The organism is Paenibacillus pinihumi DSM 23905 = JCM 16419 (genome assembly GCF_000422505.1).
GTDB lineage: Bacteria > Bacillota > Bacilli > Paenibacillales > Paenibacillaceae > Paenibacillus_D > Paenibacillus_D pinihumi.
In genome coordinates, this window is record NZ_AULX01000035.1 from 25,664 (window position 1) to 43,920 (window position 18,257).

Here is an 18,257-nt window from a genome sequence, read left to right on the forward strand (position 1 = left end):
TTACATATTGGAATTACTTGATCCCGGAATGAACCATCGTCTCAAGCACTCTTCGCTGGAACAACAGGAAAATAATCAGGTTGGGCACAAAGATGAGCAAGGCGGCGGCAGCGGCCATGTTCTGTCCGGCAACACTGTTCTGCAGCCCGCTCAGCAAGCTGTTGACATAGAAGGCCATCGTCCGCATCGTCTCCTCCTGCATGAACAACGTGGAGGTTTCCACATCGCCCCATACGCCCTGAAAGGTAAAGATCGAGATCGTGGCAATGGCGGGCATTGATAACGGCAGAACCATTCGGGTAAATATTCCGACCTGGCTGGCTCCGTCTATTTTTGCCGCCTCCAGCACTTCTCCCGGAATTTGTGAGATAAACCCGACCAGCATGAATACGGCAACAGGAGAAGCAAGAGCTGGCAGTATATGTCCGAGATACGTGTTGTTGATTCCCAGTCCGCTAATGATCAAATACCGCGGGATGCCGACCGTCTCCGGTGCGAACATCAGCGAGAGCGTAATCAGGGCGAGAACAAGCTGCTTGAAATGAAACTTGTGCTTCGCCAGCACATACCCCGCCATCGTACTCACCAGGATGACGCATGCAAGCGTGAGCCCAGCGACAATAATACTGTTGAACAAGTAACGGGTGAACGGTACGGTAGCATTGGAAGCATGCAGCAGCAGCGACTCCAGATTGCGCATCGTCGGATTTTGCACCAGAAATCTCGGCGGGAACAAAAACAGCTCGTTCTGCGGCTTGAAGGCATGGTTCAAAATAAAAATGATTGGCAGCGACATGAAGGCAGCCAGTGCCGTAAAGCTAGTTACCAAAGCGACCTGAAACGGCGTAATTTTACGTAGTCTGCGCATCATGGTTCTACAGTTCCTCCTTTGAGCCGAACAGCCTGTAGGCAAATCTCATCGCAAAATAACTGATGATCAGCAGGATGACGGAGACCGCAGACGCATATCCCAGCTCAAACCGGATAAAGGCGTAGTCATCGATATGATTGATAACCAGATGCCCCGCATAAGAAGGGGTGACCGGCATCCCGGTCAACTGGGTCGAAATACTGCCGGCCTTGAGCGTTCCGACAATCGACATGACTGCGCTGAACAGCATCTGCGGCTTCATCGAAGGCAGGGTAATGTAGAATACCTCCTGCAGCCGACCCGATATTCCATCAATACGCCCGGCTTCATACAGCTCCCGGTTCACCGTCTGCAAGCCCGCCAGCATGGACAGGAAGCCCACGCTGAAGCTGGTCCACAGCGATACGACGATCATAATGATCAGCAAATATTTTTTGTCCTGCAGCCAGATAATCGGACTGTCAATCCAGCCCATGTTCAGCAGAAAATCGTTCACGTAACCCACCCGGTCGCCGCTGAAAGCAGCAATCCAGACGACGGACAGTGCGACCGCTCCCGCCATTGAGGGCGCGTAGAAGGCGAGTGTATAGTAATCGCGAATCCGGAGCGGGAGCTGATGGATTAACCACGCGAACAGGAAAGCGAGAATGTACCCGCCCGGACCGACGATCAGGGCAAACAGGAATGTGTTGGGAATCGCCTTCGTCAGGAAGATAATATCCTGTGTGAACATGACGATATAATTGTCCAACCCGATAAAACGCGGTACTCCGAAGCCATCGTACGACGTGAATCCGAGCGTTCCCGCCATGATGACGGGGATAACGATAAACAGCATGAAACAAATCAGAAACGGTGCCAAAAACAGATAGCTGACCCGGTCACGCCAGATTTGCAGCCAAAACCGGTTCCACTTGAGACGGATAGCTGATGGACGCCGCTTTTGCGGCAAACCGGGAGAAAGCTCTATTTTCATTTTGCGGCATCCTCCCATTCATAAGGTCTGTCAATTTGGGGAATGTCAAGGCTTCTCCCCTTGATCCCAAAGTCATTCTGCTTGCGGTTCATCTCCCGCTGCAGAGACAGATTGGCCTGCTCTAGCGATTCCTGCGCCGGAATTCCGTCAAGCACGGTACGGTTCCAGGCAAATTCCATTTCCCTTGAGAGGAAGTAATAACCGGGAATATACGGCAAATTTTTCGCCCAGCGCGTCTGCTCTTGAATCGCCTTCAGGTCCTCGCTCGGCCAGCCCAGCGAGCCCATGGCGTTGACATTGGCTGTGTTCCAGCGGAATTCCAGACCGTAGAAGGATTCGATATCCTTGGCGTATTGCGCCTGCACCTCATCTGAAGTCCACCACTTCAGGAATTCCCACGCCTCGTCTTTGCGTTCGCTCTTCTTCATGATCATCGCCCCGCTGATGCCTTGAGGCGACCAGCGCTCGATCTCGCCGCTGCTGCCTTGAATACCAGGGAGCGGCGCCATTTTCCAGTGCCCCGTAATCTCCGGAGCAGCCACCAGAAGCTGGACATACGTATTGAAGTCTGCAACCCCGATCGGAATGTCACCATCCCGGAAGTGTTGGAAAAAGGCCGGAATATCAATTGGCAAATTGTATTTTCGGAACAGGTCAACCCAGCGGTTGAATGCCTGTTGGCCGCCTGCGCTCATCAGATTGCTCTTGAGGCCGTCCGGTGAATAGACCTCTGCATCATGCTGGAAGAACAGGGTCGGGAAGTCCCCTTTCGGAAAGCTCATCGTCATGCCGTTCTCCTGCAGCGTTGGCAGAATGTCAAACATATCATCCCATGTCTGCGGAACCTTGAGGTTCAACTGCTCCAGAATATCCGTCCGGTAGAACAGCATCTGGAAGTTCTGTACCTCAGGGAGCCCGTATACACCGCCGTCATAGCTCATCGCCCGTCTGACGCCCGGAATGAAACGCTCGTTGACTTCCGGGAAGCCCGGGTAGCCTGATAAATCCTCTGCCGCACCCCTCATGGCAAAGTCGGCAGGGGTCGATTCAGCGATGCCCAGCGCCAGATCCGGCACGTCTCCGGCTGCATTGCCGAGGATCAGAATATTCGGGTTGGTCATCAGATTAATATTGACCTCAATGCCCGTCCGCGGAGTGAAGTCCTGGTCGACCAATTCCCGCAGCAGCTCGACATAGTCGCGTCCCCGCTGTACCCAGACAGTTATCGCCTCCTTGCGGTTATGCTTGCGGACATCATAGTCCAGAATAAAGGAGTTGACGAACTCACCAAGCGAATAAGGGATGCGCGATAACACGGAAGCGGTCTTTAGACCCGTCTTCGTCCCCGGCGTCTTCACAACAATGTAATCCAGCAGCAGCGGCTGTTGAGTCAGCGTCGCCATCCATGTGCCGATATTATTCTGAATAGTGGAGAAATCATTAATCCGGTTCGGAATTTCGTCCACGTCCTCCAGCATTTTGTCCAGCAGCGCAACCGATGAATTGATCGCCTGTGACAAATCCGAGTTTTTGCGGTTCATTCCGTTCATATAATCCTGAATTTCTCTCAGCCTGTGGATGAAACCCTCGACTTTGTTATGAATATCCGGCTCCAGCCGCAGCATATTCCACGTACGGGTAGAATCCGTATTGCTGTCAAAGGCAGACTTGCTGTAGTTCCCTGTCAGCAGGCGCAGGTGACGGTCAAAATCCGCCAGATCGTCCAGCGCAGCCTTGAGGGCGAGGAACAGCGGCTGTACTGTTGAGGAATCAGCCGTCATGCGCAGCGTGTGCTTGCCCTCCTCCAGATAAAAACGGTATGGCACGCCTTCATCATCAGCAAGGGGGACAATCTCAAATTCCTTATTCGTATCCACGCCGTAATGAAGCATCTCCCTGAACGGGACAGCGCCGTCAATTGCAATGGTCCGGTAAGCATAGAAGCCGTTCCGGTAATTCTGGTACGCCTTCATATCCAGCTCATACCAGCCGTTATGCGGTACAGAGAACTCCCATTCCACCCATTCGCCCGGAAGACGCCAGCGGTTGCCGCCCAGCACATTGTAGGTAATGCGGCCCTTGGGATTGGGTGAAATCTCAGGCTCCGACCAGAAGTCCGTCTGTATGGACAGACTCGACTTTTGCTTGAATTGCTCTGCTTCAATGACCTGATGCCAGCCTATCGCCTCTGTATCTGCCGGATGCGAGCTCTTGTAGCTCTCATAGGACAGAATCTGGTTCCGCGGGCGGAAGGTCAGCTGCTTCAGCGCCACGCCCTCCTTCACCCCGACGAGCCGCAGCGTATGCTCCCCCTGCTCCAGCCGGTACAGCAGCGGCTCCGGAGAAGCGGAAAGGTTATCCGCCGTCTTGGTGAACCATCCCCTGATCTCCTCCTGCGGCGGCCGGATCTGCTGCCCGATTTCATTGCGGTCATACGGGAATTTGGAATCTTTCCATAATCGCTGCAGCTCGATCCGCTCCGACTCGGCGAAGGGGTAGCTGCCATCGATCTGAACACCGCGGATTACCGCGCTGTTGCCGCCTTCCAGCGGCTGATAGCCAATTTCCAGCTCATACCAACCGGCGTTTGGCGCCTGGAACTTCCATTCCACCCATCCCCGGTCATTGTCCCAGCTCAGTGCCTGCTGCTCTTCTCCACTGCCCGTTTGCAACACCGCTTCAGGTGCGGAAGCTGCGTAGTCAGACGGCACAATATCGATGGGGGATGACGCTGCGTTGTCTTCGAATGCTTCCGGGTGCTGAAGCATCAGCTTGGCGTAGGGAAGCCTCGAATCACGGGACTCGTAGGACAGCAGCTGCTTTGTCTGAACGTTGCTGTTGTAGAGAACCGGCTGTTCAGCGGAAACCCACACGTAAAGGCCGGCGATAACTGCTATTGCCAAAGCAAACCGGATCGTAAGTGACCACACTCTGCGCCTTCTCATTGTGCATCCCCTTTGAGTGAGACTGAATCGCCGGATTGTTCCTCAAAGAAATGAACCTTGTTCATCGCGAAGGAAACCAGAAGCTTGTCGTCCTTCCTGTGGAGCTTGTCAGGATCGGTGCGGACGATTACCGTCTGCTCCCCCAACCTGACGTAAACATAGGAATCCGCACCGGTAATTTCCGTCATCTCCACCTCGCAGCGCACCCAGCCTTCCTCTTCCTCCCTGCCTGTATCCGCTTTCAAAAGCGCATGTTCAGGACGCACGCCCATTATGAAGCTAATACCGTTCCTGTCCCGGTTAAAGCCCGGATAATGGTGCTCTGGAACCGGCAGCTTAATCCGTTTGTTCACAAAATAAAAGCGGCCATCCTCCCTGGTAACTGAACCCTGGATAAAATTCATTTGCGGCGAGCCGATAAAGCCGGCGACAAACAGATTGGCCGGCTGGTCATACAGCTCACGGGGCGGCGCCACCTGCTGAATGATTCCGTCCTTCATGACCACGATCCTAGTCCCCATCGTCATCGCTTCCACCTGATCATGCGTGACATAGACTGTCGTCCGCTTAAGCTCGCTTTGCAGCTTGATGATCTCCGCACGGGTCTGGGCGCGCAGCTTGGCATCGAGATTGGAGAGCGGCTCATCCATGAGGAATACTTGCGGCTCCCTGGCGATTGCCCTGCCAAGCGCCACCCTTTGCTTCTGGCCGCCGGAGAGCTGATTCGGCTTGCGCCCGAGCAGATGGGAGATTTCCAAAATTCTGGCCACCCGGTTTACTCTCAGCTCAATATCATGCTTGGCGGTTTTGCGGAGCTTGAGACCGAGCGCAATATTCTCATAGACCGATAAGTTCGGGTATAATGCATAGTTCTGGAATACCATCGCAATGTCTCTGTCTTTTGGCGATAGATAGTTGACATACTTGTCGTCGATGTACAAATCCCCTTCTGAAATTTCCTCCAGACCGGCCAGCATGCGAAGTGTTGTAGACTTGCCGCAGCCGGAGGGACCGACGAGTACGAGAAACTCCCCCTCTTCAATGGACAGGTGGAAATCGTTGACCGCCGGCCGGGCTTCACCCTTGTAGCGCTTGTAGACATGATTGAATGTAATGCTTCCCACCCTTGTTCCTCCCTTCCATAACCTTAGAGTCAGATTTTCTTTTAATGCTACCATTATGAAAGGAAGTAAAAATATAGGTTGATCTATGCTTTTACAGTCAATATTTAGCTTTATCCTTTGAGCGGCCCATAGAGTTTCCACAGCTTGTCAGAGAAGTCATGTACGGAAGCTGCCGGACAAGGCAAAAAAGGTGTCCGAAGCCGCCTTGGGCAGCTTCGGGACACCTTATATCATGCGCGTTGTTATTTCCAGAGAGCGAGGCGCTCCTGGTATTTTTCAGTGAAAATTTTCTCGATTTTGTCCGCATGATTTGCATTCAAATTTGTAATGAGTTTATTGTACAGCTGGTCCACATCGCCAGCAGACTCCGCATAAACCATCGAGGTAAAGGCCTTGTCGGTCAGATCTTTGATCTTCTGCTCCACCAGCGCTTCCGGAGTTCCGCCGTCCGGTCCCAAATTGTCATAGATGGAGGTATCCCAGGTCGAATTCTCCATGGATACCAGCGCGTGTTTGCTGATCGGATCCCTGTCATATTTAGCTGCCAAGTCATACGGTGTTCCGTCTGAGCCATTGCCATTCTTGATGAACCAGGTCCACTTGCGGATACCCGTCGCCTTCGCATACTCGTTCCAGTTATCGCGGAAGCCCTTGAGCACCTCCGGATGCGGCACATGTTTGCCGTCTGCCATATCCCAGTGCTCGCCCTCCAGTCCCCATTGCAGTAAATATTGACCCTCCTCGCTAACCAGGAAATCCATGAACTTGAGCGTCTCCTCCGGATGCTTGTTCGCAACCGTAATACCTATCGCATCCCAGCCAAGCGAGCTTCGGGGGCCATAAGTCGTCTCAGCGGGATTTACACCCGGCGCAATGACCTTGAAGGCGTAAAACTGCTTATCCGTATCCTCGCCGTTCTGTTGTCTGAGCAGCCGGTTCGGCTCGCTTGGCAGTCCTCCTCCTGAAGCAAATACCCGTCCGCTCGCGAGCTTCTGCTCAAAAATCTGGGACTTGTTCACCGCCCATTCCCCGTCAAGCAGACCTTCTGTGCTTAGCTGATTGATAAATTTCATCATCTCTGCATAGCGCGGATGCCGGATATCGAGCATGACCTTCCCGTCCTGCTCATAATAATTTTTCATGCCGTACATGCCCTTGAACGTCCCGACGACGGTTGGCATATGATCAGAATTCAGCGTCAGCGGGATTGATGGCTTGCCGTCAACCGCCGGATAGTTATCCCGGAACTTGCGCAACAGCCCGATGAACTCCTCCTGAGTAAAGCTCTCTCCCTTAAGGGCCTTGTCGCCAAAGCCGAGCTCTTTCAAGATATCCATCCGCATATTGAAACTCCAGCCCGGATCGGTATCCATGTCATACCAGTTGTTCAAATAATAGTTTTTGCCGTCCTTGTACCGGCTCTTGTTCAGAATATCCCCGTACATCTTCTTGATATTCGGCCCAAACTGCTCAATCAGATCATTCAGCGGAACGAGTGCTCCAGCGGCAATATATTTGTTGACAATGTCGCTGCGGCGGTCCATCAGGACAATATCGGGCAAATCGTTGCTTGCCAGCATCAGGTTCAGCTTCTCCTCCGGATTGCCTGTCGGCTGCTGGATTTTGATCGTCACGCCCGTCCTGCGGATAATCTCCTTGGCAACCGGATTATCAAACTGGTCGCCTGTATTTTTATCAAAGAAGGTGAGGGTTATCGGCTTGCCGGGCTCTGCCCCGGACCCGCCAGCAGCAGAGTCGCTTTTCCCTCCTGAGCACGCCGTCATTGTCAACGAAATGAGAAGCAGTAAGGATATCGTCCAGCGTATCCGGTTATTCCTTAACACATCCAGCATAGTAACGCCCCCATATTGTAGAATACTTGCACTTAGGTGATTTAATCGCCACTTCGTAAAAGTTTGGGCTTCCGATCGCTGTTGTCCCCGGATTTCTTAAAGTTTCAACCCTTATTCAAGTGGGAAATCCGGGGACAAATGCGAACGCTGCCGCTTCTACAACTCCAAACTTTTACTACGCCAGCTCCACCTCGCTCTAGTTTTGCAGATAGGACAGGAACGGACGGTTGGCCTCCATCATCTCATCGCACATCTTCACGATATCATCGATCGACAGTTCGGAAGAGGTATGCGGGTCCAGCATGGCCGCATGATAGACATGCTCCCGCTTGCCCGTTAAGGCAGCCTCGATCGTCAATAGCTGCATATTAATATTCGTCCGGTTGAGCGCAGCACATTGCGGCGGCAGCTCGCCGAAGCGGGTAGGAAGTATGCCGCCGGCACTGACAAGGCACGGTACCTCGACGCAAGCCTTTTCCGGCAGATTGCTGATCAATCCCCCGGTATTGAGCACATTGCCGGCAATCTCATACGGAATATTGGTCTCCATCGCCTCCATAATGTAAGAGGCATACTCATGCGAGCGCTCATGGCCGAGGTTTTTGTTCTCAATCATCCCATTGACCTCCTGCCAATATTCCGCCTTGCCGCGGCCCCAGTTCTTGTAGCCGTCTGTCGGCAGACTGTATTTCTCTTTCAGCTCCGGATAGTGCCGCTTATGGTAGTACGGGACATATTCGGACCCATGTGAGCTGGATTCTGTGACGAAATAGCCGAACCATTTCATAAAGTCATAGCGCACCATGTCGGGATGGAGATCAGTTCGCTGTGCAGCACGCCGCCGGATTTCCGGATACAAATCAACGCCATTACGGGTAATCTCCAGCAGCCACGCCTGGTGGTTAATACCGCCGATGCGCCAGCGTACATCCGCCGTGTCCATGCCAAGTCCCTCAAGCAGCTCTCTGGCACAGGTCTGTACGCTGTGGCATAACCCGACGGTCTTGATTCCGGTAGCCTGAATCATGGCACCAGTGACGATGGCCATCGGATTTGTGTAGTTGAGCAGCCAAGCATCGGGACATACCTCCTCCATATCCTTTGCCATATCCAACATGACAGGAATGGTGCGAAGACCGCGGAACAAGCCGCCCATGCCGAGCGTATCGGCAACCGTCTGGTACAGCCCGTATTTCTCAGGGATTTCGAAATCCGACATAATAGTCGGGATCAGCTCTCCGACAGCAATGGCATTAATGACATAATCGGCTCCGCGCAGCGCTTCCTTGCGGTCGGTATACGCTTGAACCGTAGCTTTGCCGCCGAGGTTCTGATTGAGATTTTGCAGCATTTTCTCCGATTGGCCCAGCCGCTCGATGTTGATATCGTACAAGGCCATATGCGAGCCTTCTAATGAAGGCGTTTTCATACAATCGCCCAAAATATTTTTTGCAAATATTGTACTTCCCGCTCCGATAAATGCGATTTTTGGCATCGTTGATTTCTCCTTTAGAATTTATTAATTTTTCACAGCGCCAAGCAGCATGCCTTTGAGGAAGAAACGCTGCAAGAACGGATACACCAATATAATCGGGATCGTCGCTACCATCGTCACCGTCATGCGGATGCTCTCGCTGGTGACCGGAATTTTCTTGTTCTCATTGGCCAGCTGCTGCGCCTGGGATAGCATATCCCCCGTCTGGAACTGATTGAGTATTTTGACCAGGACAGCCTGCAAAGTTTTGAGATCGGGGTTGTACGTATAAATATAGGAATCATACCATGCATTCCAATGGAAGATGGCCGAGAACAGGCCAACTGTCGCCATAACGGGAATACAAACGGGCAGTATCACTTTGATAAAAATCTGAATGTCCTGCGCGCCATCCATTTCCGCCGACTCCTCCAGCTCTCTGGGGAGCTGCTCCATATAAGTCCTGACCAGCACCATCCAGAAAATATTAATGAGGCCGGGGAACAGAAAGACGAGGAAGCTGTCGATCAGGCCAAGCGACTTGATGATCATATACGTAGGGATGAGCCCTCCGCTAAAATACATGGTGAAAATAAAGAACAGCCCAATGCCCCTGCCGCCTACCAGATCCCGCTTGCTGAGCGGATAGGCCAGCAGCGCGATACAAATCATCGACAGCGGTACGCCAATCAGCGTCCGTAATAACGTGACTTGAACCGAGGTTACGATCTCCGGGTTGGCAAATACCGTCCGGTAGCTCTCCAGGCTGATCTCTCTTGGCCATAACAAGAAGCCGCCTCTTAGCGAATCAGTCCCGTCATTAATGGACAAAATGAAAATTTGCCAGAAGGGAAAGAATGTAACGGCAAATAAAGCAATTAAAAATCCATACAGCAGCACATTTCCTGTCCAGTGTACCACGCGCTCACTTCTTTTCATTTCCTGCTCCTTTCTATCCGCTTGACCGTTCTCCTTCCTGCAATCCTAATCTGCTGCGGCAGTCTCAGATACCGTTAGAACAGGGAATTGCTCTTCATTCTTCTGGCCAGCGAGTTCACCCCCAGCACCAGCAGGAAAGCGACAATAGACTTGAACAGCCCGACTGCTGAAGCATAGGAGAACATGCCGTTCTGAAGGCCATAGCGGAAGGCATACGTATCAAGGACATCCGAATAGTCGCGGTTAAGTGAATTGCCGAGCAGATAATACTGGTCAAAGCCTGTATTGAGCAGGTTGCCCACAGCAAGGATAAGCAGGATGACGATAGTCGGCTTCAGCATCGGCAATGTAATGTAGGCCGCCTGCTTGACTCTCCCGGCCCCGTCCACTCTTGCCGCCTCATACAGCTCGGGGTTGATCGAGGCGATCGCCGCCAAATAAATAATAGAGTTGTAGCCCATGTCCTTCCACGTATTCGCACCGGCCACAATGCCCCAGAAATACCGCCCCTCCTGCATGAACAGAATACTGTCGCGGGTCAACCCCAGCAGTTTGAGCAATTCATTCACTAGTCCGTCCGCAGACAGCAGCGTTACGAAAATATTCGCCGCAATGACCCAGGATATAAAGTAGGGCATGTAGGAGACCGTCTGTACGACCCGCTTGAAGGCCATATACCTCACCTCATTCAGCGCCATCGCAATGACGATCGGCACGACGAATCCGATTGCAATGCTGAGCACGCTGGAGACGAGCGTATTTCGCATAATTAGGAAGAACTCATCGCCCGCAAAAAACAGATTAAACCATTGCAGCCCGACAAATTTGCCTCCGAAAAACGAGGACCAGAATTTACCCAGCGTCGGCTGGTAGTCAATAAAAGCCATATACAGGCCAACCATCGGGCCATAAGCGAACAAGACTGACCATAAAAAGGCTGGAACAAGCATCAGATACAAGTAACGCTGCTTGATGATTCGTTTGCGCTTCGCAGGTGAAATCCAATGCCACGCATTCAACCTACCACCTCATTTCATTTGTTGCATACTTCGATCGGCCGTCTGTTTCTATTATCAGCCCCTCTCAGGGCAATAATCTATAGCGGGATTTTATGATTCGTTGCGGAAACGAATGAATATCCAGACTCTGTAATTGACGGCCGGGAAGAGAAGATGGGATACTTAAAATTATTCCAGGGAGGATGGGGGCTGCACCATGTACAGGATTGTTCTGGCAGATGATGAATGGCTGGAGCTGGACACACTTGCGAAGTATATTCCGTGGAGGGAAATGGGATTTGAAGTTGTTGGAACGGCCAAGAATGGCAGAGAAGCTTTGTCTCTTGTTAAAGAACTGCTTCCCGATATCCTGATCACCGATGTCAAAATGCCCCTTATGGACGGCGTGGAGCTGGCACGGCTCGCAAGAGAGCTGATGCCCCGGCTGAAGATTGTATTTCAAAGCGGTTATGATGATTTCAAATATGTAAAATCAGCGCTCCAGGTCGAGGCCTGCGGCTATCTGCTGAAGCCGTTAAACCGGAATGAGCTGCACAGCCTAATGGCCAAAGTGAAGGCCAAATGCGTGGAGGAAATGCGCAGTAAACAATCCTCGCTGGCTCTGCTCGCCCAATATATGAAGCACGCACTGTCAGATTACTCTCAGCAGCGTGAGAAGGCCGCTGAGATTGCCAGGCTGGGGATGGAGCTGATGCCTTCTTATACAAGCAAGTATTCCTGCATGCTGCTCACAATAGATGAATATCCGCTGTTGTCCAAATATCAGATGAACGGACCGGCGATTATAGAAGAGATTAACCGGGAGCTGGAGCAATTGGCCGCCGAGGAAAGCATGCTCGCCATATCTCTGAATGAACACACCTATTTTATAATTGGAATCAAGGACCCGCTCGATTTGCTGCTGCAATGGCCCACAAAAATGAAAGCGCAATCAAGATGGGTTACGTTGTGCCTGTACCCGCAGCAGACGGCGCTGGAGGATGCCGCAGAAGTATACCGGGAGCTCCAGCTGCACCGCAACCGGCATGTCTACCTCTATGGCCCGGGCCATGTCATTGTGGCAGATACACTTCCTGCCCTGCAAGCACGGCCGGGAATTGTAGAACCGCCAGTCCCAGAGTCGCTGTACAGCTTTATCAATCAGGGCAAGCTTCAGGAGGCGGAGCAGTGGGTCGATGACTATATTGCCTATCAATCCATCCAGTCTGACTGGAGTCCGGAATTCATTATCCAAGGCTGCATGGGGCTGATCGATGAGCTGTATCTGACTCATATTCTGCCTCATGCCAACATCCGCCAGCAAATGGAGGACAAAGCAAAAATGTTCAACCGGCTGTCAGCCATCGAGAGTGTGCCGCAAATCGCCATGACGATCCGCCAGTTCACAACCATGTTGGGTGATGCGTTAAGCAGGCTTCAGACGGGCAAGCATACGGTGCTGATTGCTCAGGTGAAAGCGTTAATCGAGCGTGAGTACGCCCGGCCGCTCACAATTGAGTATCTGTCTGAGCAGGTGTATCTTTCACCAAACTATTTGCGGGCAATATTCAAGGATCATACAGGCCTTACAGTGCTGGAGTACATTACCCAGGTAAGGATGGAGCATGCTGCCGGCATGCTTCGCAGCAGCGCCTACAGAGTGCACGAGATTTCCGGCAGAGTCGGCTACGAGAGCGCCTCCCATTTCTGTACGATCTTCCTTAAGAAGATGGGACTTACCCCCAATCAATATCGCAATCAGCAACTAGGGCGGTGAGAGAGGCATGCGCTGCATTCGTGATTATCTGATCAATCTCCCGATCCGGGGCAAATTGACCATCTTCTTTCTCTTCTCATCGGTGATTCCGCTGCTGCTCATCTCCGTCTATTCCTATCAGACGAACCGGGAGCAGCTGATTGCACAGACGTATGAGAGCATGTACACAATGAACAGCCAGCTTAACTCGAATATCGAGAACCGGCTGGAGAGCTTCAAGCAAATTTCCAGCCTGATCTATATGGATACGAAGCTGAGAGAATACTTGACGCGGACCTATACCCGCAATATCGAGTTCGTGGAAGCCTATGAATATATCAATAATTTGTTATACGGAATAATGGCGGCCAATACGGATATTTTCGCGATCACCCTGTATCCGTACAACGACACGCTGCCAAGCGACGGCCTGTTTATTCAGCCCTTCTACACCTTGGCTTCAGAGAGCTGGTTCCATGAGCTTCAGCAGTCCTACGGAAATGCAGTCTACAGCATCGTAACGGACAAGGGCAGCCGGACTTCTGTATTCACATTGGCCCGGCTGCTCAACAATCATCAGCTTCAATATCCCTACAGCATTCTGACCATTGATGTCAAGGAAGCGGTGCTGTACTCCCTGTTTGAGAAGGAAACGGCGACGAAGGATATCTACATCGTAAATGAAGATGGCCTGGTCTTGTCGGCTGCGGATAAATCGCTAATCGCGCGACAATTGTCGGAGATTATTGGGGATGGACCTTGGCAATCGGGGGCTGTGGGCAGTGCTACTGCTGCCATCCAGGGACAGAAATCACTCATTGTCTATAACAGCATGACGTTGGGCTGGAAGACCGTATCGGTCGTTCCTGTCGATTATGTGCTCAAAGAAGCAAGGCAAGCGTCCAACCGGGTTCTGTTCATCTCAGGCATCAGCTTCCTGATTGCCTTTGCGCTCATAGCATTCACCGCCCGCTACTTCTCCAAACGCTTCTCGACCTTGTACCGCTTTATCCGCAAGGTGGAAAATGAGGATTTCAACTTTGAACTAAAGGGCAAGGGCCGGGATGAGATTGGACAGCTCGCCGAAGCGTTCAATACGATGAAGCAGCGTCTGAAGGAGCTCATCAATGAGGTATACAAGAAGGAAATTTTGAAGAAGGAATCGGAGCTGTACGCACTCCAAAGTCAGATTAATCCGCATTTTCTGTATAATACGTTGTCTATCATCTCTTCTCTGGCAATCCGCAACAATGATGAGGAGGTGAGCCATATTGTCGACCATCTGTCCAACTTCTACAAGACATCACTTAATAAAGGGAAACGGAATATTCTCATTCAGAAGGAGCTGGAAATTACCGAGCATTATCTGGCGATCCAGCAGATGCGGTTCCGCTCTCTGTTCAAGGTGCATTGGCAGACCGACACAGCCCTCTACCCGTACCAGACGCTCAAGCTGATGCTTCAGCCATTTGTGGAAAATGCCATTAATCATGCGATTTGGCACGGTGAAGCACCACTGAATATTATTATCCGCCTCTATTTGCAAGAAGGCTGCATTCTGTTTGAAGTTGTTGATGACGGAGCAGGCATGACCGCAGAGCAGCTGAGGAATGTACGGGAGGGCAATAAGGAGGCCGGCTACGGCATCCGCAACGTCCATGAGCGCATTCAGCTTGCTTACGGCCCGGAATACGGGGTGACTATCACCAGCAGGCTCGGAATCGGGACACAGGTCCACATCAGACTGCCGATGGGCTGATCCCCCAAACTGTCAGCTTCTGAACAGACATGATGAAAAGGGCCGAACGTTCAAGGTTTACTCCTCGAACGTTCGGCCCTTTCCTGCTGCTATAGTATTATTGATGACTGGTCGGATGCTGTACGGTCAATGGAATTTCATTGCGGAACAGCTTATGGATATCATTGGTGAGGCGCAGATAGAAGTCTGAGGAGACTGCTACACCGTCCGCATCCAGTGTCAGGAAGTACTGGTTGTTCGGAATCATCGAGCTGTTTTCTGCAGCCTTGGCAATCGCCGTTCCTTCATCATACTCGTCGAACATGGCGATATAACCGGTATTAACGCCGATGCTCTTCAGATTGTAGGCTTGCCGCCACATAAAGTCGCCGTGCAGACGCGGGATTTCGTTGATCGGGCCGTTATGCAGGTTCTTCCATGAGAAGCCCGGCCAGATAACAGGCTGGTATACGATGTTGTTCTGGCTTGTAAAGGTAAAGTCCGGCTGATATTGATTGTTCTTGTAGTGGTCAGCACCATCAATGCCTTTAAAGCGTCCAACAAACCATGGGGACAACATATCAAGCTGCTTATAGACATCCAGGAAGCCCGGCTTGGCATCCTCAATGCCAGTACGCCAGTAGGTTGGCACACCGCCAATGACGTAGAAGCCCTGGTTCTTGAACCATGTAATCAGTTCGGATGCCTCGGCTGCCGTACCCGGACGGTCATTGAAGCCGATACCCCAAATACAGATAACCGGCTTGCCGTCCTGCTTGGCATAAGCAGTGGAAGAAGTAAGCTGCATGCTGTTCTGGATATTCGTCGTAAAGTCATTTTTGACGGCATTTACCCATGTGCTCGGATTCATGTCCGTAATGTCATACATCACGTAGAATTTGCGGTTATACGTTTCAGCAGCATTTTTCACCTTGACAGCCACACTGTCACGATTGCTCTTCCAGTTGTTCGGCGTATTGCTTACGTCCGCTCCGAACCGCTGCAATGCGGCACCGGTAATATTATACGTCTGCATCCACTCAAAATGCTTGTTGACCGTCGACTGGTCATACGAGGAGAACAGCTTTGCCTGCTGTCCATTGCCCAGATTGCCCAGATTCGTCTGGTACAGATTCGTATACTCCCGAAGATCCGGGTAAAGTTCAAAATTAACGTTGGAATTTGGCGTCGGCGAATTGCCGTTCTTCGTCCAATGCGTCCAGTTGTTCAGTGGTGAGCCGTCACCGCCAGCGGTAAACCATCCCTGGTAGCCCGCGAATATATGCCCAACGACATCGTTCCCGGTTCCGCCGGAAGCAGCTGTGAATTTAAAATTATGAATATTAAACAGGTTGCCTGCACCTCCAGTGAACTTCAGAAATACATGATGCGTACCGCTAATATTGCTCGTTGTACATGTACGGGTAACCCAGTTTTGCCACCCTCCTGTATTCGGTACGCTGCAGGTTGCAGCCAATGTGCCGTTAAGGCTCCCCAATCTTACTTCAATGTTCCCTCCTGTCGTGTTGCTGGCTACGCGGAATTGCACGGATGATGCTCCGGTTCCAAAATTGATGCTGTCAAACGCAATGTAATCGCCATTGTCAATAAAGGCTACATTCTGGCCGCCCTCGCTCGACGACTCGAGCTGAGTGCCGGATTGCGAGGTATAGCCGGAAGCCAAAATCGTATTAAATGCCGAAAAGGAGGCTGCCCGGGCAAAACCTTGCGGAAAGGATGAGACGGCGAGGAGCATCGCTAAGGCGATTAGAGCGAACAGCTTTTTTCTTGTGTTCTTCATGTTTTTCCTCCTTTATTGGTTGGGTACTTCGTGGCTCTATACACCACAATTTAAGAGCTGCTCTGCAATGCAGATTTTTAAAATAGCATGTATGCGCTTACAATTCGTCTCAAAAGGGAAACCGCCCTGATTTGCGGCCGGTTCCCTGTGAGGTTATGATCTAAAAGTAAATTATGATCCAGATTTTGAAGCCAAAAATGCATCAATTTGTTTTTGGGTTTCTGTGAGGATCTTATCGAGACCATTTTTCTTTTGCGCCTCGACGTAATCGGCAACCGCTTTATCCACATCTTTGACAAGTCCGAACTCGATTGGTCTATGCAGTTCCTCGATTGCCTGGTCGCGCTTGGCGATTTCATTTTTCATCGTGTCTTCTGCAATGAACAGACCGTCAATCGGTGAATTCACATTCATCGGCTGGCTGGCAAACTCAGCCTCTTTTACCCAGAAGTCCTTGCCGTACGTCATCGTCGGACGCATGAATTGCGGCTTCCAGAACGCCCATTGGCCGCCCCACTCCATATAGTTGCTCGTCGTCGTCTGCATGCCTTGCGGGTACTCCGCACCCTCACCGTTCAATACATAGGTTTTGCCCTCAATACCGTATTGCAGCAAGTCATACAAGGTTTGATCCGTCTCGACCATATCCAGGAACCTCAGAACACGCTCCGGATTTTTGGAGTTGCGGTTGATGGCTACTACATTCGCCAGTGCTGTACGGTTGACGAATTTCTTGTCCGGGTAGAGCAGAGACATGTCCTGGGTAAACGAAGGGTCAGCAAAGCCAGGATTGGCAAATACCCATTCATGGGACGTCACGGTGAATAAGGACTTCCCGTTGCGCCACTGGGCAGCGCCATCTTCCTTGTCAATCATGGCATCACGGTTGATCAGCTTGTCGTCATACCAGGATTTAGCCAGCTTGGATGATTCCATATAGAACGGCTGTTGTTCAACTGCCTGCACCGTGATCTTCGGATCATTCAAGTAAAAACCAAGTCCGTGGAAGTTCAGATCCACCCACTCATCACGAATATAGTACAGCGACAACGGTGTGGAACGGGACAGCTTTTCATTCGGGTACGCTTTTCTCAGATCGCGCAGCAGCTTATCTACATCTTCGATCGTCTGAATGGAATCCGGCGCAATCTCGATACCTGCCTTCTTGGCCAGATCAGAACGCCAGCCTGCAAATTTGCGTTCATTCATCTTCATCGTCCAAGGCAGACCTACAATTTGCCCATTGACTGTTGCGGCTTGAAGCGTGCCCTGCTCCTGATATTTTTTGTACAAATTCGGCGCATGCTCCGGCAGCAGATCATTCAATGCCATGTAAGAGCCCTTGGCCGCCATTTGCTTGTAGGACAGCCAATCGCCGTCGAAGTTCATATCCCAGTTGTCGCCTGATGCTGCCATGACAAGCATTTTGTCCTTGAAGTCGCCGAACGGAATAAAGTTGATGTCAAATTTGACGTTCAAGCCTTTGCCTTTTACATATTCACTAATTTTGGACCATACCTCATCAGTGGCCGCTTTCTTGTCCCCGCCAAAATAAAATTTTAATGTCACCTCCCCCTCAGAGCTTCCAGGCTGCTCTTGTTTATTCGTTGTGTTCGGTGCAGCCGGATCGCTCTGCTTGTTCGTATTTCCTGAGGAGCCGCATGCTCCAAGCACTGTAACCATCATCATCGTCGCAAGAATGGCAAGCGACAGCTTTCTAAACATAAATTGCATCTGTATTTCCTCCCCCTGCGAGATGTTGTATACTATACGGCCGAAGCC

Annotated in this window: 12 protein-coding genes; 2 read left to right on the forward strand and 10 right to left on the reverse strand. The window is 51.3% G+C overall.

The window, feature by feature from the left end; all coding sequences use genetic code 11:
• Positions 1-13: 13 nt before the first annotated feature.
• From H583_RS0112515 to H583_RS0112550, 8 genes are all read right to left on the reverse strand, one after another.
• Positions 14-871, reverse strand: a complete 858-nt coding sequence (locus H583_RS0112515) for a carbohydrate ABC transporter permease (RefSeq protein ID WP_028560773.1) — start codon at positions 869-871, stop codon at positions 14-16.
• A 4-nt stretch (positions 872-875) separates the two neighbouring features.
• Positions 876-1,847, reverse strand: a complete 972-nt coding sequence (locus H583_RS0112520; protein WP_036709448.1) for a carbohydrate ABC transporter permease — start codon at positions 1,845-1,847, stop codon at positions 876-878.
• A complete protein-coding gene (locus tag H583_RS0112525) occupies positions 1,844-4,792 on the reverse strand; it encodes an extracellular solute-binding protein (RefSeq protein ID WP_028560775.1) in 2,949 nt (982 codons plus the stop codon). The genes H583_RS0112520 and H583_RS0112525 overlap by 4 nt, the downstream gene beginning before the upstream one ends.
• Complete coding sequence (locus tag H583_RS0112530; protein WP_028560776.1) at positions 4,789-5,916, reverse strand: ABC transporter ATP-binding protein; 1,128 nt, start codon at positions 5,914-5,916, stop codon at positions 4,789-4,791. The genes H583_RS0112525 and H583_RS0112530 overlap by 4 nt, the downstream gene beginning before the upstream one ends.
• Before the next feature lie 242 nt (positions 5,917-6,158).
• Positions 6,159-7,769, reverse strand: a complete 1,611-nt coding sequence (locus H583_RS0112535; protein ID WP_051236383.1) for an extracellular solute-binding protein — start codon at positions 7,767-7,769, stop codon at positions 6,159-6,161.
• Positions 7,770-7,965: 196 nt separating this feature from the next.
• Positions 7,966-9,264: an alpha-glucosidase/alpha-galactosidase gene (melA, locus tag H583_RS0112540; RefSeq protein ID WP_028560778.1), complete on the reverse strand. Its 1,299-nt coding sequence runs from the start codon at positions 9,262-9,264 to the stop codon at positions 7,966-7,968.
• A gap of 24 nt (positions 9,265-9,288) precedes the next feature.
• On the reverse strand, positions 9,289-10,182 hold the full coding sequence (locus H583_RS0112545) for a carbohydrate ABC transporter permease (RefSeq protein WP_028560779.1): 894 nt from the start codon (positions 10,180-10,182) through the stop codon (positions 9,289-9,291).
• A gap of 74 nt (positions 10,183-10,256) precedes the next feature.
• Positions 10,257-11,132 carry an ABC transporter permease gene (locus H583_RS0112550; protein WP_081667185.1) on the reverse strand — a complete coding sequence of 292 codons (876 nt, stop codon included), beginning with the start codon at positions 11,130-11,132 and terminating at the stop codon, positions 10,257-10,259.
• A gap of 265 nt (positions 11,133-11,397) precedes the next feature.
• Here H583_RS0112550 and H583_RS0112555 point away from each other — a divergent pair, with 265 nt between their 5' ends.
• Together H583_RS0112555 and H583_RS0112560 are read left to right on the forward strand one after the other, a co-directional pair.
• Complete coding sequence (locus H583_RS0112555) at positions 11,398-12,957, forward strand: response regulator (protein ID WP_028560781.1); 1,560 nt, start codon at positions 11,398-11,400, stop codon at positions 12,955-12,957.
• 7 nt (positions 12,958-12,964) lie between these two features.
• The gene (locus tag H583_RS0112560) at positions 12,965-14,695 is read left to right on the forward strand and encodes a cache domain-containing sensor histidine kinase (RefSeq protein WP_028560782.1); all 1,731 of its coding nucleotides are present in this window, start codon (positions 12,965-12,967) and stop codon (positions 14,693-14,695) included.
• A gap of 97 nt (positions 14,696-14,792) precedes the next feature.
• Here the strand turns inward: H583_RS0112560 and H583_RS32740 are convergent, their stop codons facing one another.
• Both H583_RS32740 and H583_RS0112570 read right to left on the reverse strand, forming a co-directional pair.
• A complete protein-coding gene (locus H583_RS32740) occupies positions 14,793-16,475 on the reverse strand; it encodes a carbohydrate-binding protein (protein WP_081667181.1) in 1,683 nt (560 codons plus the stop codon).
• Between the two features lie 171 nt (positions 16,476-16,646).
• Entirely contained in the window at positions 16,647-18,209 is a 1,563-nt protein-coding gene (locus H583_RS0112570; RefSeq protein WP_028560783.1) for an extracellular solute-binding protein, read from the reverse strand.
• Positions 18,210-18,257 lie beyond the last annotated feature (48 nt).